Origin of the sequence: Paenibacillus puldeungensis, from assembly GCF_042678945.1 — a bacterium.
Classification (GTDB): domain Bacteria; phylum Bacillota; class Bacilli; order Paenibacillales; family Paenibacillaceae; genus Fontibacillus; species Fontibacillus puldeungensis.
The window spans coordinates 20,329-44,919 of record NZ_JBHTLM010000007.1 but is presented as its reverse complement, the minus strand read 5'-3'; the positions used below and the strand labels follow the sequence as shown (position 1 = coordinate 44,919).

General features: G+C 47.4%; 17 protein-coding genes and 1 riboswitch. Of the genes, 11 read left to right on the top strand and 6 right to left on the bottom strand.

Features of this window, described 5'->3' with window-relative positions:
- Positions 1–4 precede the first annotated feature (4 nt).
- The 3 genes from ACFQ3W_RS11520 to ACFQ3W_RS11510 all read left to right on the top strand — a co-directional run bounded on the left by ACFQ3W_RS11520 (position 5) and on the right by ACFQ3W_RS11510 (position 4,390).
- Positions 5–892, top strand: coding sequence for a carbohydrate ABC transporter permease (locus ACFQ3W_RS11520; RefSeq protein WP_379319379.1), 888 nt, complete (start codon positions 5–7; stop codon positions 890–892).
- Between the two features lie 95 nt (positions 893–987).
- On the top strand, positions 988–2,754 hold the full coding sequence (locus tag ACFQ3W_RS11515; RefSeq protein ID WP_379319378.1) for a sensor histidine kinase: 1,767 nt from the start codon (positions 988–990) through the stop codon (positions 2,752–2,754).
- Positions 2,732–4,390 (top strand): response regulator transcription factor, encoded by a 1,659-nt coding sequence (locus ACFQ3W_RS11510; protein WP_379319377.1) that lies wholly within the window; start codon positions 2,732–2,734, stop codon positions 4,388–4,390. Before ACFQ3W_RS11515 ends, ACFQ3W_RS11510 begins: the two co-directional genes overlap by 23 nt.
- A 117-nt stretch (positions 4,391–4,507) precedes the next feature.
- On the opposite strand, the gene ACFQ3W_RS11505 is transcribed toward ACFQ3W_RS11510, so the two are convergent.
- Complete coding sequence (locus ACFQ3W_RS11505) at positions 4,508–8,956, bottom strand: helix-turn-helix transcriptional regulator (protein ID WP_379319376.1); 4,449 nt, start codon at positions 8,954–8,956, stop codon at positions 4,508–4,510.
- Between the two features lie 93 nt (positions 8,957–9,049).
- The gene (locus ACFQ3W_RS11500) at positions 9,050–9,388 is read right to left on the bottom strand and encodes a hypothetical protein (protein WP_379319375.1); all 339 of its coding nucleotides are present in this window, start codon (positions 9,386–9,388) and stop codon (positions 9,050–9,052) included.
- Positions 9,389–9,627: 239 nt separating this feature from the next.
- Between ACFQ3W_RS11500 and ACFQ3W_RS11495 the strand changes: the two genes are divergently transcribed.
- Positions 9,628–9,801 (top strand): hypothetical protein, encoded by a 174-nt coding sequence (locus ACFQ3W_RS11495; RefSeq protein ID WP_379319374.1) that lies wholly within the window; start codon positions 9,628–9,630, stop codon positions 9,799–9,801.
- Positions 9,802–9,860: 59 nt separating this feature from the next.
- Positions 9,861–13,814, top strand: a complete 3,954-nt coding sequence (locus ACFQ3W_RS11490; protein WP_379319373.1) for an invasin domain 3-containing protein — start codon at positions 9,861–9,863, stop codon at positions 13,812–13,814.
- Positions 13,815–13,849: 35 nt separating this feature from the next.
- On the opposite strand, the gene ACFQ3W_RS11485 is transcribed toward ACFQ3W_RS11490, so the two are convergent.
- The gene (locus tag ACFQ3W_RS11485; RefSeq protein WP_379319372.1) at positions 13,850–14,818 is read right to left on the bottom strand and encodes an EamA family transporter; all 969 of its coding nucleotides are present in this window, start codon (positions 14,816–14,818) and stop codon (positions 13,850–13,852) included.
- A gap of 73 nt (positions 14,819–14,891) precedes the next feature.
- A riboswitch (purine riboswitch) is annotated at positions 14,892–15,001 on the bottom strand.
- 156 nt (positions 15,002–15,157) lie between these two features.
- Here ACFQ3W_RS11485 and ACFQ3W_RS11480 point away from each other — a divergent pair.
- From ACFQ3W_RS11480 to ACFQ3W_RS11465, 4 genes are all read left to right on the top strand, one after another.
- Entirely contained in the window at positions 15,158–16,360 is a 1,203-nt protein-coding gene (locus ACFQ3W_RS11480; RefSeq protein ID WP_379319371.1) for an iron-containing alcohol dehydrogenase, read from the top strand.
- A gap of 86 nt (positions 16,361–16,446) precedes the next feature.
- Positions 16,447–17,613, top strand: a complete 1,167-nt coding sequence (locus ACFQ3W_RS11475) for a winged helix-turn-helix domain-containing protein (RefSeq protein ID WP_379319370.1) — start codon at positions 16,447–16,449, stop codon at positions 17,611–17,613.
- A gap of 75 nt (positions 17,614–17,688) precedes the next feature.
- Positions 17,689–19,020, top strand: coding sequence for an MFS transporter (locus ACFQ3W_RS11470; RefSeq protein WP_379319369.1), 1,332 nt, complete (start codon positions 17,689–17,691; stop codon positions 19,018–19,020).
- 75 nt (positions 19,021–19,095) lie between these two features.
- Positions 19,096–19,683, top strand: a complete 588-nt coding sequence (locus tag ACFQ3W_RS11465; protein WP_379319368.1) for a DUF1349 domain-containing protein — start codon at positions 19,096–19,098, stop codon at positions 19,681–19,683.
- A 30-nt stretch (positions 19,684–19,713) separates the two neighbouring features.
- Here ACFQ3W_RS11465 and ACFQ3W_RS11460 read toward each other — a convergent pair whose 3' ends face one another.
- Positions 19,714–19,959, bottom strand: coding sequence for a hypothetical protein (locus ACFQ3W_RS11460; RefSeq protein ID WP_379319367.1), 246 nt, complete (start codon positions 19,957–19,959; stop codon positions 19,714–19,716).
- On the opposite strand from ACFQ3W_RS11460, the gene ACFQ3W_RS11455 reads away from it, so the two are divergent.
- Both ACFQ3W_RS11455 and ACFQ3W_RS11450 read left to right on the top strand, forming a co-directional pair.
- On the top strand, positions 19,945–22,086 hold the full coding sequence (locus ACFQ3W_RS11455) for an RHS repeat domain-containing protein (protein ID WP_379319366.1): 2,142 nt from the start codon (positions 19,945–19,947) through the stop codon (positions 22,084–22,086). The genes ACFQ3W_RS11460 and ACFQ3W_RS11455 overlap by 15 nt on opposite strands.
- Before the next feature lie 12 nt (positions 22,087–22,098).
- Positions 22,099–22,512 carry a hypothetical protein gene (locus ACFQ3W_RS11450; RefSeq protein ID WP_379319365.1) on the top strand — a complete coding sequence of 138 codons (414 nt, stop codon included), beginning with the start codon at positions 22,099–22,101 and terminating at the stop codon, positions 22,510–22,512.
- Between the two features lie 1,104 nt (positions 22,513–23,616).
- Here the strand turns inward: ACFQ3W_RS11450 and ACFQ3W_RS11445 are convergent.
- Both ACFQ3W_RS11445 and ACFQ3W_RS11440 read right to left on the bottom strand, forming a co-directional pair.
- Positions 23,617–23,970 carry a hypothetical protein gene (locus ACFQ3W_RS11445; RefSeq protein WP_379319364.1) on the bottom strand — a complete coding sequence of 118 codons (354 nt, stop codon included), beginning with the start codon at positions 23,968–23,970 and terminating at the stop codon, positions 23,617–23,619.
- Between the two features lie 3 nt (positions 23,971–23,973).
- Complete coding sequence (locus ACFQ3W_RS11440) at positions 23,974–24,576, bottom strand: ImmA/IrrE family metallo-endopeptidase (protein ID WP_379319363.1); 603 nt, start codon at positions 24,574–24,576, stop codon at positions 23,974–23,976.
- Positions 24,577–24,591: the final 15 nt, after the last annotated feature.

The window sequence follows — 24,591 nt, the reverse complement described above, 5'->3', positions numbered from 1 at the left end:
ACCTATGCAATTTACATCCAAGCCATATCGCTGGTTTCTCCGGTTCAATTATGTTTTTCTTTCTTTTCTTGCCGTCCTTTGCCTTTTTCCAATAGTCAATGTACTGGCGATTTCCTTCAGCTCAGGCGAGGCTGTCAGCGCCGGACAGGTCACTTTTTGGCCGGTTGACTTCACACTGTCTTCTTATAAATACATGTTGGAGGATACCCAGTTCATACGTTCCTTCGGAACCAGCCTTCTTAGAGTGGTACTGGGCGTGTCCGTTAACTTGATATTTACTGTTCTGGTTGCCTATCCGTTGTCGAAAGAAGCGGCGGTGTTCCGCTCGCGGACAGTTTATGCATGGATTTTTGTGTTCACCATGTTGTTCAGCGGCGGCTTGATTCCCGGCTATTTGGTTGTCAAGGAGATGAATCTGCTGGACAGTGTCTGGGCGCTTATTCTTCCCGGAGCGGTGCCGATCTTCAATGTGCTGCTGATGCTGAATTTTTTCAGAGTGCTGCCGAAAGAAATGGAGGAAGCCGCCTGGATGGATGGTGCCGGCCATCTGCGGACTTTGTGGAGCGTATATCTTCCGGTTTCCTTGCCCAGCATTGCAACTGTAACGCTATTCGCATTGGTTGGCCACTGGAATGCCTGGTTTGACGGAATGATCTTTATGCGGAGTCCGGAGCATTATCCATTGGCCACTTATCTGCAGTCGATTCTTCAACAGGTAACGGCTTCGATGCAGAATGTTACGCTTGAAGAAGCGGCCTTGCTGAACCAGGTCTCGGACCGAACAACGCAAGCTGCGCAAATCTTTCTATCCATTCTGCCAATTATGGCCATTTACCCGTTTTTACAAAGATATTTTGTGCATGGGATGGTCGTGGGCAGCGTAAAAGGTTAAAGTGTTACTATGACAGGGAGGGAGCCGGTGACGGTTCCTTCTTTGAAGTTTATGAGAGCAAATGTTCCACACTTTACTGCAAAGGATATTGTTCAATGAAATCAAGTGTATTCCGTTGGAACCGCCACTCCATCGTTCACAAGCTGCTGGTTACCTTTTTGCTGGTTGTGCTGCCGCTATATATTATTGGAATATCCATTACTTTTTACAGTTCCAATCAAATGCGGGCGGAAGTAGAAAGGGCGAATGAATCGAAGCTGCGCTTTTACTACAGTCATCTTGAATTTGAGCTTCAAAGAATCACGCGTTTGGTTGCGGAATATTCTATTGATGATACATTAGCCTCCTTCAGCGCTCGGCTGCCGATTATGAACCAATATGAGGTGGACAATAATCTGAACAATATTTTCACCAAACTCAAGCAAATCAGGGAGACCAGTCCTTACATCGCCGATGTGGTTTATTTTCTGCCCGTGATCAATAAAAGAGTCAGTGTTCAGGATGGCGTCAGGGATGTTACTCAGGAGGATTGGCAGAGCCTCTCCGACACTATGGGCAATCTGGGCGGTCCTGTCTCAGTGTATCAGAACGAGTTGTATGTGCTGCGCCGAAGTCCGTTTAATCTGGACAACCAGGTGCCGCCCAATTTTTTGCTGGGCATCAAGCTGTCCACACCTGAGCTCGAGCTGCGGCTGAAGGAATACGCCGTGACTGGGGGAAGTAATATCACCTTGGAGTTCGGAAGCAATAACGAATATGTACTTTCTACATCACGGCCTGCACCCAAACTATCTCCAAACCCGGAAAGGCCATCTGAAGAAAAGACAGTCAGCGTGCAGCGCTACAGTCAGGATGATTCTTTCCATTATTCACTGTATGACCATAACAATCATTTCAGGCTGACCGCCAGTATTCCCAATTCGGTATTGCTGAAGCCGATCCGCGTGTTTACGAGTCTGCTGTGGCTGTTGACGCTGCTGTCGCTTATTACTATTGTATTGTTCTCGGTATGGTCGTTCAGAGCGATTCACCGTCCAATATCGATACTGATTAGGGGGTTTGAGAAGGCGGAGCAGGGACAGACAGGGCTGCATATCACCCATTCCCGCAAGGATGAGTTTGGATATTTGTATGCGCGGTTTAATGACATGCTTCGGCGTCTGCACACATTAATTGAAGAAAATTATGTACAGCGCATCCGCACCGGGGAAGCGGAATTAAAGCACCTACAATCCCAGATCACCCCTCACTTTTTGTACAACAGCCTGTTCAGCATCAAGCAGATGGCAGAAGTGGAAAATGTGGAGCTGATTAAAGAGTTCTCCGACTATCTGGGGCAATATTTCCGATACATGACACGAGACTTTGCCCAAGAGGTGACGCTCAAGCAAGAACTTGACCACGCGCTGGTCTACCTGGCCATTCAGAGAATCCGTTTTGGGCCGCGTATTCAGGCCGAGGTTGATGAAATGGACCAGGATTGCAGCAGCATTATTGTTCCCCGGGTGCTGCTGCAGCCAATACTCGAAAATGTGTTCGAGCACGGTCTGCAGCAGAAGGCCAGCGGCGGCCTGCTTAGAATGAAATATGAAAAAACGAATGACATGCTTACGATCCATATTGAAGATAACGGCGATGTATTGACCGAAGAAGATCTGTACCGTTTGCAGCAGCAGCTATCCCAGCAGGAAATTACTAGAGGAGAGATAACCGGATTGCTAAATGTAAATCAAAGACTGCGAATCAAGTTTGGCCCTTCTTACGGACTGCAGGTTGAACGGAGCGCATTAGGCGGATTATGCGTAAAAGTCAACATTCCGAGAAAGGGGGGAGCAGACGATGCGGCGAATGATGATCGTTGATGATGAACCGGTCATTTTGGACGGGCTGTACGAATTTTTTCAAAAGGCTGAATTTGCCGATTTGGAAATTATAAAAGTGCATTCGGCGGATCATGCGATAGAATGGTTGAACACGTTCAGGATCGATATTGTGCTCAGTGATATTTGCATGCCCGGAATGGATGGAATGGAGCTGATTCGGGAAATCGTTGACCGGTGGCCACGCTGCAAGGTCATTTTGCTGACGGGTTATAACGAATTTGACTATGCCCACCAGGCCATCAGAAATCCTTGCGTCATCGACTATTTGTTAAAAACCGAAGGAATGGACAAAATCCGTTCCTCTGTAGCCATGGCACTGGAGCAGATTTCTTCGGAGGAGGAATATAATTACCAGACGCAATGGTTTCGCGACAAGCTGCCCCGTACGTTGCCCCAATTGCAGCAGTTGCTGCTGCATGACATTCTGAGACGTACGGAGAAGATAGATTACCGGGCTTTGCAGGAGGAATTCGATACCATTCAATTGCCGTTTCAGGCTTCACAGCGGATATTGCCCTTAATTATCAGGATTGAAGCCTGGGGCAATTACGAAACCCCTTCAGACCGTACATTGATCCGTTATGCTGTGGCCAACATTTCGGAGGAGCTGCTTGGTGACAAGGCCGAAATCAAAGCATTCGATCTCGATCCCGTAACGATTGCCTGCTTCGTTCAGCCCAAGTTCGACAGCTTGTCAGCAGTACCCGGTGAAGACAAATGGCTGAAGACACACCGCTTCGTGCATGGTACGATGGAATCCATCCAGCAGGCCTGCGGTACTTGTCTGGGGCTGTCCACATCCATCATTGTCAGCAGCCATATTGTAGACTGGCATGAGCTGAACTATACCCTCAACCGCTTGCGGCTGTCTGCCTACGACAGTCTGGGGCTCGGGATGGAAAAGCTGTTAAAAGTCAATACGATTGAACCGGAGCCGTTGCAAGGTCTAATGCAGATCCGGCTTGCGTCTACGGGATTACTGCTCGAATATTTCAAGCAGCGGCTGCTGGAAGGAAATACGGACTGGACTGCTTCGTTCCACAAGTGGGTGGATCTGGCCGGAGAAAATGGCCCGGAAGACCCTTTTGTAAGATGGAGGATGCTGTCGGGGATCAGCAACATTTTACTGGATGTTGTGCAGGAACTGGGCTTGACTGAGCAGGCTTTAAACGAACAGGACTTGTCGCGAATGCTCCATTTTGATGTCAACACATCCTGGCCTGTCGTTATCTCTTTCTTCCATTCTTTTTTTGAATGGATTGTCGACAACCGCAGAGCCACCTTCAAGCATGATGAATCCTGCATCCTGTCCATGATCCACCAATATATCACACTTCATTTAGCCGATGACCTGTCCCTGACCCGGATTGCCCAGGAAGTATCGCTTAATCCCTCCTATCTATCGCGCTGGTATAAAAAGGCGACGGGAAAGAGCCTTTCTGATTATATTGCGGAGAAGAAGCTGGAGCTAAGTAAGCAGTTGCTGTTGAGCACAGCATTGAAAATGCATGAGATTTCGACAAGGCTTGGTTTCAGCGACCAGCATTACTTTTTTCGATTCTTTAAGAAAACGGTCGGCTGCACGCCGCAGGAATTTCGAGAGAAGGGAAAATAGGGGCAAATTTTAACGTTTCTATAAATAAAGCAAGCGAATCGTTCCAAGTCGGAATGTTTCGCTTGCTTTTTGTTTCGAACCTTTTGATATCACTCTATTGACAATACAACAAAATCCCTACACCCGCCGCTTCAGCAGCTTCAGCTCTTTCGCCTGGGCGATCGCTTTGGTTCGGCGGTTCACTTTGAGCTTGGCGAAAATGTTTTTGACGTGAACTTTAACGGTGCCGATGGCAATAATTAACCGGTCGGCGATTTCCTTGTTGGACAATCCCGCCGCGAGTAAGGCCAGAACCTCGAACTCTCGTTCAGTGAGGTTCTCCTCCATACCATCCGGTTCAGACTGTGTTTCTTCGCCGAGCTCTGGTTCCGCCAAGGATGGGCTTTGCTCACTTTGCAGAACGCACATCATGATCCCGAGCGATGCCATCGACTGAAGCACGGACATACGATCGGGGGTGAAAACCCCGTTGGTGTGCCTATTCTCAAGATAGAGGACACCCAGCATGGTGCTATTCACCTTTACAGGGATACACAATGCCGATTGCGGGTGGTGCATCGCAAAATAAGGGTTATGAATCAGCCAGCTGTCTTCCTCGCTGGTATAGTAAATTTCCTCCTGGGTTCGGAAAACGTACCGGATAATTCCTTCGGGTAATTGCCCCATGGTCTGGTCGTTCATTGCTAAAGGTGATGATATCGCCGGAATCTGTGGATCTGCGTATATCTGGATGATCGGGGCGTCGTCGCTGCCCACTAGCAGAGCGCCTTTGCTGGCCCCTGCGTATTTCATCACCATGTTCATCATCTCCGCCATGGCGGCGTCCGTATCGGGCTGGCCCGCTATTGCCTGGGTCATTTTTAAAATAACGGACTGGTCTTCATTACGAATAAAAGCAGGCTGATGCTCGTAACCGGTGGTCTCCTTCCCCGGTGCTGCCTGACTTAAACCCGCTTCAATTGGCTCGCTTTTAGGTATCAGAACGATTTCTTCCTCAGTTTGCCACTCCCTTTGCAGTTCCTCTAACTCAGTTGTCTTCAGCTTTAGCTCCCACTCATTATAGCCGTCTATGGTTTGATGCAGATAAAATAGCGCCGTTTTTCTCTGCTTACGCGCAGCATAATATTTGGCAGCCAGCTCACTGGCGATACATTTGGTATGTATATCGTCATATTCTCTCGCTTTGCGAAGGGCTTTGTCGTACATTTCTTCCGCTGCTTCTTCATCTCCGATGGCACGTGAGAATTCGGCTTCAAGGAGATAGCGTCTGGGCAAGAAATTGGCAGGGCTAAGCTGTGCCCATGTTTTGAAGCGCCGCAGGTTGACGTACAATTTATCTGAAATATCCTGCAGTGGTTCATATACGGCTAAAACGGCGAGCGATTCATAAAACAGACACTCTGGCAGATGCGGGAGATGGGTGGCATAATTCTCATAACCCTTAGCCTGTTCGGCCCAACGTGCCGATTCCTCAAATCGACCGAGTAAATAGCAGAGTTGGGTTTTGTAAGTGCAATATTGAAACAAACTGGTTGCTGCTGTATCATCTTGGCTAACACGGTTCAAAAACTCTTCTTCATTAAATTCAGCGTCGCTAAAGGAGTCCGGTGCAGACGTCCCGCCCTGTAGGGCTTTAATCCATCCCTGATAAAGAAAGAAGTTTTGCCTTACGAATTCATCCTTCGTGGTGGCCAATACGGTCAGGTATTCAGCAATCGTTTTGGCCAAATCACTTAAGGAGGCTCGCGTATATAAAGAATTCACATGCGCTCCCATCGCATAGCTGGCATATACGTAATCCCCCGAATCCAAGCCGAACCGAAGCGCCTTCACCAAATCATCGTCGCCTTCCCGGGCATCTCCGGCAAATTGGCATAGTACCCCGCCGAACATCATATAGGTAAGGCTTTTGATCGACGTAACATTGTATCGCTCCGAAAGCTCGATAGCGATCTTCGCTAGCTCAGTGCCTTTATCGTATTTTCCGTATGAGATGCCCAGCAGCATCCCGAAAGATGAATAAATTGCTGCGGAGGCAGGCGTGTTTCCATGCTTTAAAGAAAGCTCGATGGCTCTGCATATTAACAGAAAGAAGACCTTTTTATCAGAGAAAAAAGTAGACGCAATAATCGCATATATGAGATTCATCGCGGCTATCTGATCCGGATCGGTCATTTCCTCCAAATGAGTCAGTTTGTCAAACTGGTCCTGAAGCAGCATATCGATACGCTTCTCTTCCATTTCCAGCATGGAACCTTCCGGGTTGGGTGATATGTATATTTCGTGCTCTCGTAAGCATTCAAGACCAAGCGCGGTACTCTCCAAATATTTTCCTTGATTGACATATTGCATGATCTGGGTCATTTGCACACGGCTGCGTTCTATCGAACTGCGGGCATGGGCGAGCAAAACTTCGATTTCCCGGTTGGATGCTTCGTAATTACCGCATAAATATTCGCATTCCGCTTTTTGAGCGTGCAATTCAAAAGTGAGTTCAAACTCCCCGTTCCAAGCTTTCACGTCAAGCAGCTCTATAGCCTTATTAAAAAATCCGAGCGCCACATCGTAAGCAGAGGAGGCCTTCGCGCGATTGCCTGCTTCGAGATTTAGCTTAATCAGCCGCATCAGCTCGTGGTCGTCTGCAATTTTTTGCGAGCCCCGATTCAAATGGTTAACGATATCAAACGACATGTCTCCATCCGGGGCGTTCCGTTCAAGCAGGCATCTGCCAATACGTATGTGAATGTCCTGTTTTGAAATATCATCGATCCGGCTATAAGCCAGCTTCTGAATATTGTCGTGGGCAAAATGAAACTTATCTGTTTCAGAAGATAGTAACAGGCCCTCCGCTTCGATATAAGACCATTCGGCGGACATTTCGGCAGCGGGGCGGTCCATTACACAGGCAATTAAATGAGGCTCGAAGCTGCTTCCTACGCAGGCCGCTACATGAAGCAGCTCTTGCGATGCAGCAGGTAGGCGACTTAGCTTATGCTCGATCAAATCATCAATGGCATAGCTAGGAATCTGCTCAATGATCCGTCCCAAATCCCACTTCCAGCAACGGAGCTTTTCGTTGTATCGAAGAATGTGATCATCCTGTAGACGAAGCCAAATCTGTTTGAAATGAAACGGGTTACCTTTGGATTGATGGTACAGCAGTTCTGTCAGGGGTAGAGTATCCTCGGCAGAACTATTTAACGTCTCCATCACAATTTGATTCATTTGTGCAAGGCTGAGCGGGTAGAGATAGATCTGGCGAACGGTGGTGGTTTGATCGATGCCCCTTCCGTCCGGAGCGTAGCCCGGCAGCTTGCTTCCGTCCATCTCTGAATCCCGGTAGGCGCAGACAAACATCAAATATTGGCACTCTGGATCGCATAATAACGCATGGATGAGCTGAAGCGATGAGAAATCCGCCCACTGCAAATCGTCGATGACGAGGACGAGAGGGTGCTCTTTCGTTGCGAGAACCTGGACAAATTTGCGAAAAACATAAAAAAAGCGCTTTTGTGTTTCAGGTGCCTGCAGCTTTTCTGCAGGTGATGTATCGCCCAGGATCAGTCCAGCTTCAGGAATGATTTCTGTAATGACATTCGCATTTATACCTAAAGCGATCTTCAGCTTCTGTCTCCATAGCTCGATTTGGTCTTTTCGCTGCCCCAGCAAATGCCGCATCAACCCGCGAAAAGCCTGGATGATTGCATGATAGGGACTTTCTCTGGAAATTTGTTCGAATTTGCCGGTGATATAGAAAAAATTTCGGGTAAGCTGTTGTTTTCGAAAAACCTCTTCAATCAAGCTCGTCTTCCCAATCCCCGCTTCTCCTGATACATAAACGATTTCCGTAGAACCCAGACATGTGGAATAAAAGGCCTGCGAGAGTATCGAAATCTCATTTTCCCGACCGTAGAAACCCTGCTCTATAAATAATGTCTGCTGAAATTGTCCAATTTTGTCCAGGTCGGCAATAAGATAACCGGTATTTTGGTAGCGATTATCGGGATTTTTTTCGAGAAGCTTCATGACGATGGATTCCAAGCCGTCCGGCAGGCGTTGACTTCGGTCCCGCAGATGCGGAGGAGTTTGCGTCAAATGCATATAAATCCATTCCAGCGGGTTGTCGGACTGAAAAGGCAGAACACCGGCCAGCATTTCATAGAAAATAACCCCTAACGAGTAGAGGTCGCTTCGTTCATCTATGGGTCGCTGCATTCGCCCGGTATTTTCAGGAGAGCAATAGGGGAGGCTGGCTTCGGAAGCACCGCTTTCACCAGGCCTGATGTAGCCATCGGCAGTTCGGTATACGGCAACCTCTGAGTCCTTCAGATCAACATGTAGTGTAGTGGGATGTATGGCGATACGCTCCGGCCGTAAATCGAGATGAAGGATTTGCTGCTGATGAAGCTTGCCAACGCATGCAGTCATTGACCTTGCTATTTTCACAAAAACCTCGGGTTCTATGTATGTAAATCTATTCAGATATGTTCTAAGCGTCATATCGGAGACAACTTGTCCAGTTTCAGCACCGGCAGAGCCGCTCTCGTTATGATGATGGTTCTCCATGGCCCTAGCACCTCAAATTCAACAACATTTACCTCCTATATTAATGGAATAAAGGTTTTCTAACAATTTAAATTTTCAAATTTGGCCCAATACTTATTCGCTGAGAATCACAAAAGGCAAGGTCCCGAGCAGCATGAAAACGATGGGAACGGCGTTAAGCATATAAGTCCAGCGGTATTGCCTTTTTATAAACAAAATCCATGCTAAAGCGATCATCACAATGGTGATGTAGGGATAGCATTTTAAAGCGTAATAAAACACCAAGGCCGGCCAATAATGCTCGGAACCCGGGGCGTCGAACAGCATGACGGAGAACATGGACACAAAATAAATAACGGGTAGCGATAAGAGGTACAGGCTGTGGCTGACGATGTTTATCACGAGAGAAGCCCGGTTTCCGCGGGTCTCAGTTACAGTTTGACTGGCTAACATAGGAGTCTCCTTTCTTGAGGGAACCAAATTACAATTATTTTCATATGAATATCGTTATTATCATAAAGCGCTGCGCTAGAAAACTCCATACCCCTTTTGAGGTAGATATCCCCCGGTTCAGCGGGGAATTTTGTAAAGATACTCCTTTGGAGGTATGGAGAAAAAAGTGGGTTTACTTTATTTTTAATGAATGAATTAATGAAAATTTGAAGGGCTTTGAAAGGATTAGGTGGAGAAAAATGGGCGATTTTTTGATTGCTTTCTTTAGCGTCATGCTATTAGGGGTAGTGATCTTCGTAAAATTGTGGTGGGATGAGGGGGCGAACATGCGCCTGAAATTTTGGCTCTGGTATTTCGGCATCTTTTTTGTGGCGGCCTTGGTTGCTGGGACTTGCTACACTTTTGCCGCTTAATTAGGGGGGAACAAGGGTAGAAGAAGATCATGCAGTCGGCGGATATGACATCGAAGCGAATGGAGATTGAACTAGGGATGAAAGTATTAAAAATAGACAAGAAATGGATTGCTGCACTTCTTATATTTGTGATTGCTTTTGGATTACCGGTCGGAGGTGTATCCGCTGAAGAAACTGCTGTCCTCGATCAAGATCAGCCTGCGAAGTACGGGAATGTTTGGACAAATAAAACGAGGCCCCATTATCAGACTTTTACACCGTCGATTACGGGAAAACTCAACGGAATAGAACTCAACCTATCTGATACATACGGTTCACCCGGGGCCATCAAGGTAAGTATTTATCGGGAAAGCGATCAATCGACACCGCTTGCTACTGGAAGCTCGGGTACAGGGTATCAGTCTGGTTGGGTCATGGTGGATTTTACCGAGAATGGACCGTATCTGAAGAAGAATACGATGTACAGAATGGTTGTTTCAACGGAGCATGGAGACGATTTGACTGGCTTTGGGTGGTACATGAGTAGCAGTGACGTATATCCAAGAGGATCTTCATCCGGTTTTGGGAGAGACTTTTCTTTCAGAACTTACATGGTTCCGGATCATTCCCTTTCTATGGATGAAAGTGAACTATCTAGTGATGCATCCAGTCTGACAGCGGACGGGACAAGCCAGGCCGTGATCACGGTGAAATTGAAAGACGCCCAAGGCAATGCACTGACGAGCGGCGGGGAAAAGGTAGCGATCAGCTCGACGCTGGGTAAGGTGAGCGATGTTACCGACCAAGGGAACGGGAGCTACACGGCGACCTTAACGGCGCCGAAGACGACGGGAACGGCGACGATTGGGGCCAGCGTAGGCGGCACCCCGTTAAGTAGCACATTGAGCGTACAGTTTGTGCCCGGAGCGGTGTCACTGACGAACAGTACCGTGGAGTTAGACAAAGCAACGCTGATAGCGGATGGAACAAGCCAGGCCGTGATCACTGTGAAATTGAAAGATGCTCAAGGCAATGCATTGACGAGCGGCGGGGAAAAGGTGACGATCGCCTCGACGCTGGGTGCGGTGAGCGAGGTCACCGATCACAGAGACGGGAGCTACACGGCGACCTTAACGGCGCCGAAGATGATAGGAACAGCAACGATCAGCGCTGGTGTAGGCGGCAGTTCGTTAAGCAGTACAGCAAGCGTACAGTTTGTGCCCGGAGCGGTGTCACTGACGAACAGTACCGTGACAGTAGACAAAGCGACGCTGACAGCGGACGGGACAAGCCAGGCCGTGATCACGGTGAAATTGAAAGACGCTCAAGGCAATGCACTGACGAGCGGAGGGGAAAAGGTGACGATCACCTCGACGCTGGGTGCGGTGAGCGAGGTCGCCGACCACGTGGATGGCAGCTACACGGCGACGTTAACGGCGCCGAAGACGGCGGGAACGGCGACGATTGGAGCAAGCGTAGGCGGCACCCCGTTAAGCAGCACAGTGAGTGTGAAGTTTGTGCCCGGAGCGGTGTCGCTGACGAACAGTACAGTGGCAGTGGACAAATCGACGCTGGTAGCGGATGGGACAAGCCAGGCTATGATCACGGTGAAATTGAAAGATGCTCAAGGTAATGCATTGACGAGCGGCGGGGAAAAGGTAGCGATCAGCTCGACGCTGGGGAAGGTGAGCGATGTTACCGACCAAGGGAACGGGAGCTACACGGCGACGCTGACAGCGCCAACGACATTAGGCTCCGCAAAGATTACCGCGAGCGTTGATGGAAGTCCGCTGGAATCGACAGTGAACGTTCAACTTTTGCCCGGAACAGTAAGTTCGTCCAAGTCAACTATTACGGCGAGTGATATGGTAGTCCGGGCTGATGGCATCAGTAAGGCGTCCATCTCCGTAATCTTGAAGGACGGCTATGACCACACGCTGGCCGGCAAACGCGTAATGCTTCAAGCGAGCGAGGGAAGCTCCGTAATCGATAATGTATATGGAACAACCGCCGAGAATGGGCTTGCTGTATTTTCGGTAAGCAATGTTGCGGCAGAGAATATCACATATTCAGCAACGGAGGAAGCAAGCGGTACGACCTTAGATCAGAAGGTAACACTTACATTCTCTTACAACCAGCCACCTAGTATCGAACTGTTAGCGGATCCCGCCGGACCGACGTTTGAAAGCGTGAACGTGACAGCTACGGCATCGGTTTACGGTCAATTCAATAGCATAGCCAAGATGAAGTGGGCTGCGGGAAACCGCTCTGTCTTGGATTTTGATTTGGAAGGCACAGAGTTCACGGACCATTTTACCGTTCAAGAGAACGGGGTTTATTCCGTGTACGTGGCTGATATGGCCGGGAACAAAAATGTCCGCTCTATCGACATTCAAAACATTGTTCCTATGAGCGGGGATGCAAGCCTAAGCAACTGGCAGCTTACCGGTTCGGGCGGTACGGCAAAAATCCCGTTTAAACCGGCCGTAACCGAATATTCCATTACAGTTGAGCATGCGGTTAAGGCACTAAAAATGCTGCTGGATACCTCCGATGCCTACGCGGTGATTTCCGTAAACGGGGTTCCGGTAGTGAAAGGAAAGCAGACGGAGGAATATGCGCTGGCTGTCGGCCAGAACAAATTTGAGGTCGTCGTAAAAGCGCAGAACGGCAATCTCAAAACGTATAAGCTTACCGTGCTTCGCGCCAATGCCAGCTCGAACCCAGGCTCAAACATCCCTTCCCAGGGAGGTACATCTTCAAGCTATTCAGGGTCTGATACGGCGGTTGTAAACCATGCCGACACGCCTAAAATTCAGATCAATAATATGAAAATATCCGGAGTTGCCACTTATACGGTCAATGATCATGGGGGCAAATCTATCCGAATTCTATTGAATAAGAGCACGCTGAGTAAGGTGAACAATACGGTTTCCGGGACGTCAGCAACTCTGTCCATTTCGGCGGAGGATCAGGCGGACCAAGTGGATTTGCAGCTCGCTGGTGATGCTGTCGCACTTCTCTCTAGCAAAAAAGCTGATGTTATTATGAGAACGCAGCATGGACAATATCGCCTGCCACTGGCAGAAGTTATGGACCAGGGGACCGATTGGACAGAGCAGGATCATATGACGATCACCATTCGTAAAAATAACGCACCCGGTTTGCAGGCTGCTGCAAGCAAGGAAGGCTTGCAGCTGGTGACGGATCCGCTCCATTTTGAGTTGCAAGTGACAAGACAAGGTGAGAGTAAGGTCATAACCAAACTCAACCGCTTTGTTGAAAAGGTTATTTACCTGCCTAAGGACTTTATCGGTACGGTTTCTACGGCTGCAAGCTGGGATGAGAAGCTGGGGCTGCGTCCGGCTCCAACGAAATTCACCCAAGTGGACGGGCGACCGGCAATTATTATTCAGAGTCTTGCGACAAACCAAACCTATTTCCTGGCGTTCAAGCCTCCTGTACCATTTTCTGATATTCAGGGCCACTGGGCCGCAGCCAAAATAGCGGATATGAGCAGCAGAATGATAGTAAAAGGCACCGATAACCAGCAATTTGACCCTCAAATGGTGATGACTCGTGCGGAATTCGCTGCCATGCTTGCCAGAGCTCTCGGCTTGCCGGAAGGGGAAACTACTGCTCCCTCTAAAGATGTAAAAGCCTCCGACTGGTACAGCGGTGCGATCAGTGCGGTTCAAGCCTACGGCATCATGGAGGGCTTGGCAAATGGGACATTTGGACCTAATGACAAGATAACGCGTCAGGAAGCCATCGCAACAATGATTCGCGCCCAGCGGATGATTAAGGAAGCTTCTTTGGAAGCTAATCAAACGGAAGGTCAAGCTGATTTAAGCACCTATACAGACAGCGCTCAAATTAGCGACTGGGCAAGAGCGGCGATGAGGACGGCGATCTATGAAGGATTGGTAAAGGGATACGGAAACGAACTCCGTCCGCAAAATTTATTATCCCGGGCCGAGACCACCGTACTCCTTCATCGGATGCTGCAGCAATCCGGGCTCATTGACGGATAGCAAGTAATGAAACTGAGGGGCTTTGATCTGGCTCCTCAGTTTTTTGCTTGCAAGCTTCTGCTATTTTGATAGTAGCCCCTTTTTCTTTTTCCTATCTTATACATCTCAGGAAGAGTGACTCCTACCAGGATTAACGCAACGCCGAACCATTGCACCATGCCAACACTTTCATGAAGGACAATGGAGGAAAGAAGTACGGCAACCGGCAATTCGGCCGCCCCCAAAATTCCGCCCATGGCTTCCCCGATATGAGGAATCCCGATGGCAAACAGCAGAGGCGGGATAAATGCTCCAAACAGGCCTAGTAAAAGTCCGTAGATAAGCAACGGCCCCCCGAGCATGCCATTAAACAAGAAATGCGGCGGGAATAATACGATCAGCAGGATAAATCCGCCCGTAACCATCCAGGCGCTTCGATAGGCAGGATGGGCGGAAGGCACCGCTTTTCCGCTAAATAACAGAAACATGGAATAACTTACCGCGGAAAGAAGTCCGAATATGAGGCCCATTCGATTGATGTTTGCCGCTGCCTGGCCGTTTAAACCAGCTGCCAGCAGCGTACCTATAAACAGGACAAACAGGGTTAGCAGCATAATTTTATTAGGCCGCTGTCGATTGCTCACCGCATGGATCACCGAGCTGATCCATGTGAACTGAAACAATAAAATAATCGCCAGCGAGGCAGGTATATACTGAAGAGATTGATAATATAGTAGACCCGTGACAACCGTAGGAGTGCCCGCTAGCATTAGTAATATTCTTTGCTTCCAAGTTAGCCTATGGTACGTAGTGGCAGCGTCAAAACTAATTGACTGCTTTCTTTTTTCACGCAGCTCCTTGCGTTTTGTGTAAATCGCGGTTAACCATGAAAAAATAAAGCCGACCAACAGCTGCGCACCCACGATTTCCCCTAATTGATACCCCTCACCGTAAGACAGTACAACAATAGTTGACAGTATGCCGTAACTCATGGCTCCTGCTAAAACTGAGATCCAATACTTCATAGAACATCCTCCTGTATAGCACTATAGCTTTTTTTCCCTTAACGCAAAAAATCCTAACCACGTGATAGGAATGGGTTGCATTCCTTGTCATCGTAGTTAGGAAGTAAAGGCTCCCTGTAGAAACCCCCGTCCTTGGCTTATCGCCGAATACAGGGTTATACGAGAAAGTAAATAAATGTAACGTCACAGCAAGTTACATATTATACTAACGCAAAATGGCTGTCAACCGGGGAGAGTTAATAAATTTAAATTTGAAATAATGCGAATTTTAACTATAATCTTTATTGAAAACGCATTCATTCAGGCCTGATGAGATGAGTGACCAAAGGGGGGCAAGGTATGTACCACGTGTATTGCCGGATGTATCAACTCACTTACAAAATAGCCGCTCATTTTCTTCCATGGCGTAAACCGGAATTGTTAGAGGGCGAGCATAGCCTAAGTAAGCTGCCAGCATTGATTAGAAGAAAAGGCTTGAACCATGTGCTGATCGTAACGGATCAAGGCATTGTGAAGCTCGGTTTAATGGATGGACTACTTCACGGTCTAACGGCCGCTGGAGTGAGCTATGTAGTGTACGATCAAACCGTTCCAAACCCCACAATTGAAAATGTCGAGGAGGCGCTCCATCTATACCATGCCAACCGCTGCGAAGGAATTATCGCCTTTGGCGGCGGCTCGCCGATGGATTGCGCGAAGGGGGTAGGGGCACGTGTAGCTAGACCTCACAAGACGATCCCGCAAATGAAGGGACAGCTCAAAATCAGAAAGGCGATCCCGTCTTTATTTGCGATTCCGACCACCTCGGGAACGGGAAGTGAAGCGACCGTGGTATCCGTCATTTCCAACAGCAAGACGCATGAGAAGTTTGCCATTAATGACACCGTATTGATTCCGCAATATGCTGTGCTGGATCCGGCGCTTACGATGGGGCTTCCGCCACACATAACGGCAACGACTGGGATGGATGCGCTAACCCATGCGGTGGAGGCTTATATTGGCAGAAGCAACACCAAGGAGACGATTAGGTGCAGCCGTGAGGCCATAAGTCTGATTTTCGAAAATTTATTTGAGGCATACTCCAACGGGACGAATAAGAACGCGCGAAAAAACATGCAAAAGGCTTCCTACTTGGGGGGCATTACGTTTACGCGGGCCTATGTTGGTTACGTCCATGCCATTGCCCATACGCTGGGGGGATTTTACAACGTTCCTCATGGTCAGGCAAACGCGATTATTTTACCGCATGTCCTGGAGTATTACGGAAAATCGGTTTACAAGCCATTGGCGGAGTTAGCCGATTTGATCGGTGTCACTCAGGCATCCGATTCTGTAGAAATCAAGGCGAAGAAATTTATAAAGTGGATCAAGGACCTTAATAAGGCGATGCACATTCCTGCAAAAGTAAGCGGCGTCATCGTGGAAGAAGATATTCCATTGATGGTTGACCGCGCGCTTAAGGAAGCGAATCCCCTCTACCCCGTGCCGAAAATTTTAGGGAAAGAGGACTTGCTAAAATTGTACCAAATCATCAAGGATTAATATTGCTCTATTCGCCTCCTTTTGTCTGGAGGTTTATTTTTTTGTGTTTTAAAATACATAGTAACGATGGAGCATGAAGCTTGTTCATGGGAAAGAGGTTCCGGATGCGGCTTGATATTAACAAGAACGAGTTAAAAGTGAGTATGGATGGCGTTACAGTGCAGTTGCTGCCTAAGGAATTTGCCCTTTTCCAGTTTCTTTACCGTAATCGAGGTCATTATTTTACCAGGGAGCAGCTGCTGGATCAGGTTTGGCCGCTGGAATATCCGGTGGAGCGAACCGTAGATGACCATATCTACAGACTGCGTAAGAAGCTAGCCCTGTTTAGCGGGGTAGAGATCAAAACAGTCCGGGGGAGCGGGTACGGCTTGGCGCCGAGGGATTCGGAGGAATATTTTCCCACATCTCAGGACATAGAGGTCCATGACAGCATGCACGACATCCTCCGAAAATATCACCTGTACGGCCAAGGCCGTTCGATGATGGTTCTGGCTCGGGAGCAGGATACGCTCGGATATAAGCTGGACAGTTTTTATTCCTCTTATGTTCATTTTGTGCAGGGAGATTTGCAGTGGCTGCTCCAAACGGATAACGTTCCGCTGCAAGAGCGTTTTTATTGGGCCCTGTTGTTCTATATGTTCTCTGGTGATCCCAAAGATAAGCTGGTCATTTGTGAGCAAGTGCTTGAGAAGAAGCTATTGTCGCCGGTACAGCATAGAGAAATGGAGATTTTGAACATTTTGGATTTATATGCCTTGGCCGGTATGCCGGAAAAAGCGCTGGAACGCTTAAAGCTGAGTTACCACGTGCTCACAGATCCGGAGTATGAAAACTTCATCCCGCAAACGAAGATAACCGAGTTATTTGTACATCTTGTAGCTGGTTCAGAGGAACGGATGCTGCAAAGTATGGCTGATGAGATTGAAGGCAAAATTTTGCCGGCGAAGCCTTTTCTTCGGGAAAACGGAAACTACAAAATCGTGAAGGGGCTTTGGAGACTCCGGCAAGAGGCTTGGTATGATGCGGAAAACCTGCTGGATGAAGGACTCCAGGTACTGGAGAACTCCGGGTTTGTTCCGATGTATCTGTATGCCCTTTATCGGATTAATCATTTTTGCGAGCTGTTCCCTCCGAAGGAGCGAATCCGCGAAAAGTATGCGAACCTGTATGACGATGAACTGGAGCGGCTTGGTTTGAACAAGCTAATTCCACAGATGAATGCACTTATCCAAAAAGGACTGAATCGCCTCTGATCATTCTCTGACATTCTTTCGGTACATTCATTTCATGAGCTGCATGATTTGAATGAATTTGGAGGATTGAACGAAATGACGACCTTATCACAATCGCAACCCCTCACGAAAACCAGCCTTTTCCGCAACAAAATATACACGCGGGTCTACTGCGCTTATGCCGCAGCTACCTTCGGCGACTGGTTCGACACCTTAGCGATTCAAGTGCTTGTGGGGTACCGCTGGCAGGTGAGCCCCTTAATGCTGGCGCTAATCCCGGTGGTCAACGCTTTGCCAAGCGTCCTGCTCGGATCGTTTGCGGGGGTCGCCGCAGATCGGCTAAACAAGCTAAAGCTTATGCGTATCTGTGATTTGCTCACGGCGCTTCTAACCTTACTGGTCATATTTGCCCCGAGTATGCTGTGGCTGCTGCCGCTGCTGATGCTTCGTGCGGTTCTCTCTACCTTTATCGTACCGGCCCAGCAGTCATTGACGCGCAGCATTGTGAGGGAGGATCAGCTCCTTCAGGCTACTTCGTGGAACGGCATCGTCAACCAGGGCTCCAAGATTGCCGGTCCCTTACTGGGTGGACTTGCCTTGTCCGTGCTATCGCCGCAGTGGTGCATTTTGCTGAATGTTTTTTTTCGCATGGGCTCGTACTTCCTGCTGCTGACGGTAAGAAATGCGGAGACAGCAGGCACCGACAGGGCGATTGAGGCGGTTAAGGAAAAGGGCCATCCGTCAGAGACTTCGTCGGAAAACAAAATTCCTCTGCGGACCATGTGGAGGGAGGGCTGGGGCCTTCTCCTGCAAAGCCGTCTGCTGCTGGCGACGATGGGGTTTGGCTTAATCGGAGCACTAGTCATCCAGATGATCGATTTTCAATTTACCAGCCTGTTTCGAACGATTTCCCCGAACCAGGAGTCTTACCTGGGTTGGATGGTCGCGGCATCCGGGGCGGGAGCCATACTCATGATTATGGCACTGAACAAAATAAAAAGAACGATAGGCTACGGCTGGAAGTTTGGCATGGGCTATGCCTTAATTGGCGTTCCGGTGGGAGCCCTTGGTTTACTGCCGCATGGCGTTTCCGTACTTCCGATTTTGCTGCTTGGGTTCATTTTAGGTCTCGGCAATGGTTTGTTTATGGTTACGTTTAATTATTGTTTGCAAAAAGAGACGCCCTCCTCCATGGTCGGCCGCGTATTTGGCATCCAATCCACCATCTTGGGTGTGGTCATGATCGGAGCGCCGCTGCTTGGGGGACTTTTTGTACAAATGGCCGGCCCTGAGCGAATCTTCTTCTGCTTTGGCGCAGCTATAGCCCTGCTCGGTTTGCTGGGCATTTTATTCGGCCGCGTTCTTTGGCCGGTAACAAAAGCGCAGGAGAAGGGCGATCCAGCAAAGGAAACCGCAGCAGGAATTTAGCAGAAAAATGCAGGAAAGTTATCTTGTTTGTTGAATAGAGCAAGAAACACAATCAGATAGGATGGAGGGCTCAAATTGAAGTTTGATGTAAATAAGCTGTTTTGGATTCATGAACCGAAGGACTTTACGCTGGAAGAACATAAAATAACAATAAAAACCGAGCCGAACACCGATTTTTGGCAACGCACTTATTACGGTTTTAGAAATGACTCCGCTCCCGCCTTGCTGACAAACATTTCGGAGCCATTCTTCACCTTTACGGTCAAAACGGAATTTAACAGTACAAATCGGTTTGATCAATGCGGAGTGATGATATATCAGAATAGCGATAATTGGTTTAAAGCTTCGATTGAATATGAAAATGAGACTTTTCAAAGACTGGGTAGCGTAGTGACGAATCACGGATATTCCGATTGGGCCACCACGGATATCAGCGCGGAGGTCAAGTCGATTTACTACCGGCTAAGCCGCCGCGAGAGCGATTTTTTGATTGAAGCATCCTCTGATGGGATAGAGTATCGGCAAATGCGTATTTTTCACCTTTTTGAGGGTAGCGGAGATATTCAAATGGGCGTGTATGCCTGCAGCCCGGAAAATTCCTCATTTGATGCGGTGTTTAGTGAGTTTGAGTTGACGGAATGCATGTGGGAAGCGCATCAATAGGAATGATGGTTCCGATAGTTCAGGTTTGATTTACTGCCGTCCGGATTGGCTCCGGGCGGTTTTTTGTCCTCGCTCGTATTTCAACACCTCCTCCACATCATCCATTTGCACCATAAGCTGCAGAATTTCGGTACGGTGTCGGTCTGCAATTTGCGGCAGCAGAATGCCGATGGTTGTGTCACTATCAAGAGCGGCTTCCGTCGGAAAACTGAGATGATTGCAGGGGAGGATAAAGGGAAAACCGTCTATACCTACGATGCATTGAATCGCCTGCAATCTGTCACAGAACCTAGTGGGAAAATAACAACGTATGCTTTTGATGCGTCCGGAAATCGCGAAAGAGAAAAGTTGGTAAACGGGTCAAGTAAAACCGTAATAAACTATGAGTATGACGAACAGAACCGTTTGACCTCGACAAGCCAAAATTCGATCGAAGGTACCAAGCAAAAGGTAGCTTATCATTATGACAATAACGGCAACCTGCTGAATAAAAGTACGGAAACAACGAAAAAAGTTGACCCGGAGAACCCGATTGAGCCGACTTTTGGGATGTTTATCTATGGACAGCCTAACGAGAATCCGCGTATTGCTGATATCGTTTCTGGTGTTGCCTCTTATCATTATGATGTATGGAACCAATTAGAAAGCAGCAGCACCGGCAGTGGGACAACTCTTTACCAATACAATGGGGAAGGGTTACGAACCAAAAAAATTGCAAACGGCAAAAGTACTCAATATGTTTATGAAAATAACGACGTTGTGCTAGAAACTGATGAACGTGGTAAGCAGATCGCTTTTAATGTATATGGTGGTCCATTACTTACTCGTACCATTGGAACAGAACAATATATGTACCTGTATAACGGTCATGCTGATGTCACCTCTCTTATTGATAATGCTGGAAATACTAAAGCAAGCTATGAGTATGATGCATTTGGAAACATTGCGTCTTCTGAGGGTACAGTAAATAACCCAGTTCGCTATTCAGGGTATCAATATGATGAGGAGAGTCAATTATATTACTTAAATGCTCGTTACTATGATCCGAAGATCGCGCGGTTCTTAAGCGAGGATACTTACAAAGGTAACTTAAACGACCCACTATCACTCAATTTATACACCTATGTGTCCAATAATCCTCTTGTTTATTCTGATCCGACGGGACACTGGCAGCAGAGGGATAGTAAATTAAACGTGCAAGCGCAAGCCAGTATAATTGCATTGACCAATTCGTATTACAAAGCTACAAATGCCTATGAAAGAGCTGCAATTTCGAAACAGGCAGATGCGATAAGAAATTCAGCAGCAGCACATAACACAGGAATTGTAACCCCTCTTCAGGCTCAAGCAGCAACGATAATTAGTATTGTAAACAAGGGGATATCAGCTAAAGGATATGCTACAGTTTCGGATTGGAACCAAGCGCTGAAGAGTGCAGGGATAACAACTTCTACAAAATCAGAACCATATGTGAAAACAAGGGAAACAGGAAGTCAGACGGTTACTACCACAAACATAGGGGTTACTAACTTGGCGGTAACCTCATATCACAGTGCCGAGACTAAAAAGTCCGGTGCGAATCTAAATATATCGTATAATGTAACTAAGCCGGAATATAAGTTTGTTGTTTCAGTTGCAAACGAAGATGTCACATTAGAACAAGCATTGATGCTGGCCAAAACAATGGAACGTAGTGGAGGAAAGCTATCGAAGAAAGACCTGATAAAACTAAAGTTAAATGTCAATTCTTCCATTGACAGCCTTGAGATGGCATATGATTTTGCTACTAAAGATTTAACAATTTCTGAAGCAGAGATTTTGTATCGCCAGGAAGTTGTAAACCCTAAAACAGAACAAGCATTTATGCTGTTTGGCTTAAATGCTGCGACTTCAAGTTTCAGAGTAGGACCACGTAGAAACATAGCTGAACCTGTTACCCTAACCAAAAATGAATATGCGAATGTTGGTTCTAAGGGGACGGGTAATCCAGGAACTGTTGGAGCCCAGAGAAGTACTGGTCTTGCAACGCCTGGTTCAAATGGAGCGTTCAAAGTAGGTACGGAACTGCCTGGAGATGCTGTTATTTTACGAGGTGGAGTGGCAAAGCCTAAAGATCTACAAGCAAATCAAGCATTAGATACAAAAAATAATACTCTGTCTGCAAATGGAGGAATGGGTGTATCTAACGAAACCTTGTCAAACGGTCTCAAAAACAATCAGATATCTATAGTATCAGTTGGAAAACTAAATGATGTAGGATATAAAGTGGTTGCGACACCTACTGCCAACAATCCTTACCATGTTAGTATTTATACACCTGGAGGGAAAGTTCTTACAGATACAGAGGCTGCAAATTTATCTAGTCAATTTACTCAAGTCCCTAATCCCTCATTAAATAAATAAGGAGGAGCAAGTGTGAAAAAAATTTCTATTGATACAAATTTCCATTATCATGGTCCGACAAGACCAACAATTTCACCATTTGTGATTTCTCGGTTTAACTTACTTTTAGGTGAAAAGGTAATAGGGTTTCAAGATAGCCAGGAGTGGGAAGGCATTATCGGTTTTGACAAAACTTATCCTGAAGAAATGGAATGGTATCTAGATATTAGTGACGGTGAGGAATTTCCTGTAACATCTGATAGAGAGGCAGGTAGGGATGAGGGATGGACTGCCGCTTTACCAATAGGAGAATTAAGTGGAGAAATTGCGGTTGCAACAGCAATGCTTACAGATGGAATTGACATAGACACGATTACAAAGTACACAAGACTATCTCGGACTAGATTAGAAAACATTAAGAGGGGAATTGTGGAAAGTAATCAATAATTATCAGACCTTGATTGGCTTCGTGCCTTTCAAGGTCTTTTTTTGAGGGGGGGTGACGAATGAGTCGATAATAACACATCTAACCCATGTAATACCCATATAAAGATTTCTCGAACTTGTTGTGCGTACGTCAATGCTTTACTTTTATACCCTAAATAACGCTATGCAGATATATCAAACAGCCGATTATGGTCAGATACCACCATGATTGGCTTGTTTTTTTGTTATCTTCGTTTTATGCGGTTTTCTTTAAAATCCATCGCAACTGAACAATGTTTCATCACGATAGGGACATTGGAAAGGCAACCTGTAAAAATGTGATCCCAACTAATCGGTAGGATGCCCCGACTATTATCCTGAAAGACTTAACTGAACATTCCACAACGGGAAGGTCATGTGTTAAAGGCTAGCCACCTGCCCCCCGAAATTCATCAAAAAATTCGGAGGGGGCGGCACATGAAAGGGGTCACTATATCCATTGACCGCAATGTTATCGACTTTATAGGCGTTCATTGGGATTACTTCAATGAATTCTACAAACGAATCTGTCACTTGTATGGAGTCAGAATGACTGTGGGAGAAAGAGATTCCATACCGCATCAGAATCAATACGGGAGAACACTTCCTGCATATCTCCTACAAGTTGATTTATGCTCTGAGGACACAGAAGAATACGCTAAGAATTGAAGTCTACCCGCAAATCACTAGTCTACTTCCGTCATTGGCTCGAACAAATCCCAAACTATGCAAAGAGGTACTGCTCGTGCGATGTGATGTTGCTTATGATATCACTGCTCCATCACAACGATGTCTAAGACAGGGTGAAAGCTACGACTATTCAAATAAGGAACTCGTTATTACAACGGGAAGCATCGGCCTTGAGTCATTGGTATATTTCAAAGATTGGTTGTTGTAGGTTCAGACAAAAGCTGTTTGTCCGGTGAGATGCCGCATACAACATTCCCTACAACATCAAGGATGTGTTTACCTTATCACCGACAGGTCTAAAACAAAAGAAGTGATATCTGAGACATTCGTCAATTCTCCAACGCTGATATGCTAGCATAAGATGGAGTATAGGGTGGCGGGTACCCAAACAGAAAATCAAACAAGCCGATGTAATAGTGGTGATTGGAATTTCAGCACCTCCTCCACATCATCCATTTGAACCATAAGCTGCAGAATTTCGGTACGGTGACGGTCTGCAATTTGCGGCAGCAGAATCCCGATGGTCGTGTCGCTATCAAGGGCGGCATCCTTCGGTCTTACCAGGTCCTCCAAAAGGACGGAGGCCCCGGGCAAATCGTTGTAATCCTCTGCCTCAAACGGCTGAAACGGGCCAGATACGGGAATATAAAGCGTTCTGGACCAATCCAGCTCTCCCGGCTCCGCCTGAATAATGAGCCGCAAAGGGCGGGGACCGTCGTCGTAAAAATCACAAAAAGCGGCGATACGCATAGATTAGCGCCCTCCTTTTTGCCCCAGCTGTCGCTCCAACTGAGAAAGGACCCGGCGGGTTTCGCTGGACCAAGCTGCGTCGGCTTGTCGCTGTTGTCTGCGGTCGGCCTCCAGCGCCGCCGCGATCAGACTGCCATGCAGCACTCGTCGCTGGATTTGATCCAGCCGCTGCTCGGCGAGCTCCAGAGGAACTTGAAACACTTCAGCCAGATAAGGGATCGCTTCGTTTCGCTGGTCGGGAATCGGCAGCTTGGCGAATATGTAAAACGGGATGGCAGCGTATAGCACAAATTGGTCGGCTTCGGTTTCCTGGGCGTTTTTGAAAAGCTCGGTCATCCTGCGCTGGTCCCCGGCATGCCTCAGTACATGACACAGCTCATGGAAAAAGATAACCCGGGCTGTCACCTGATCAGCATCCTGGTTTAGAAAGATCACTCTCTCTTCGTTATCGCAAAAAGAGGGGTGGGGGCCGTAAACGAGCTCTACTCCAAAAACCTCGGCAATTCGCTCGATATCCAAGTCACCGGGGTACATTATCCCGTAATTTAAGTATTTTGTATGAATCCACTGTTCCAGAAGGGTTTCTTGATAGTAGGCGAATAACATAAAAACCACCTCGGA

Coding starts and splice junctions, on each gene's coding strand:
- ACFQ3W_RS11520 (WP_379319379.1), top strand. CDS start 5: ATGCAATTTACATCCAAGCCATATCGCTGGTTTCTCCGGTTCAATTAT.
- ACFQ3W_RS11515 (WP_379319378.1), top strand. CDS start 988: ATGAAATCAAGTGTATTCCGTTGGAACCGCCACTCCATCGTTCACAAG.
- ACFQ3W_RS11510 (WP_379319377.1), top strand. CDS start 2,732: ATGCGGCGAATGATGATCGTTGATGATGAACCGGTCATTTTGGACGGG.
- ACFQ3W_RS11505 (WP_379319376.1), bottom strand. CDS start 8,956: ATGGAGAACCATCATCATAACGAGAGCGGCTCTGCCGGTGCTGAAACT.
- ACFQ3W_RS11500 (WP_379319375.1), bottom strand. CDS start 9,388: ATGTTAGCCAGTCAAACTGTAACTGAGACCCGCGGAAACCGGGCTTCT.
- ACFQ3W_RS11495 (WP_379319374.1), top strand. CDS start 9,628: ATGGGCGATTTTTTGATTGCTTTCTTTAGCGTCATGCTATTAGGGGTA.
- ACFQ3W_RS11490 (WP_379319373.1), top strand. CDS start 9,861: ATGGAGATTGAACTAGGGATGAAAGTATTAAAAATAGACAAGAAATGG.
- ACFQ3W_RS11485 (WP_379319372.1), bottom strand. CDS start 14,818: ATGAAGTATTGGATCTCAGTTTTAGCAGGAGCCATGAGTTACGGCATA.
- ACFQ3W_RS11480 (WP_379319371.1), top strand. CDS start 15,158: ATGTACCACGTGTATTGCCGGATGTATCAACTCACTTACAAAATAGCC.
- ACFQ3W_RS11475 (WP_379319370.1), top strand. CDS start 16,447: ATGGGAAAGAGGTTCCGGATGCGGCTTGATATTAACAAGAACGAGTTA.
- ACFQ3W_RS11470 (WP_379319369.1), top strand. CDS start 17,689: ATGACGACCTTATCACAATCGCAACCCCTCACGAAAACCAGCCTTTTC.
- ACFQ3W_RS11445 (WP_379319364.1), bottom strand. CDS start 23,970: ATGCGTATCGCCGCTTTTTGTGATTTTTACGACGACGGTCCCCGCCCT.
- ACFQ3W_RS11440 (WP_379319363.1), bottom strand. CDS start 24,576: ATGTTATTCGCCTACTATCAAGAAACCCTTCTGGAACAGTGGATTCAT.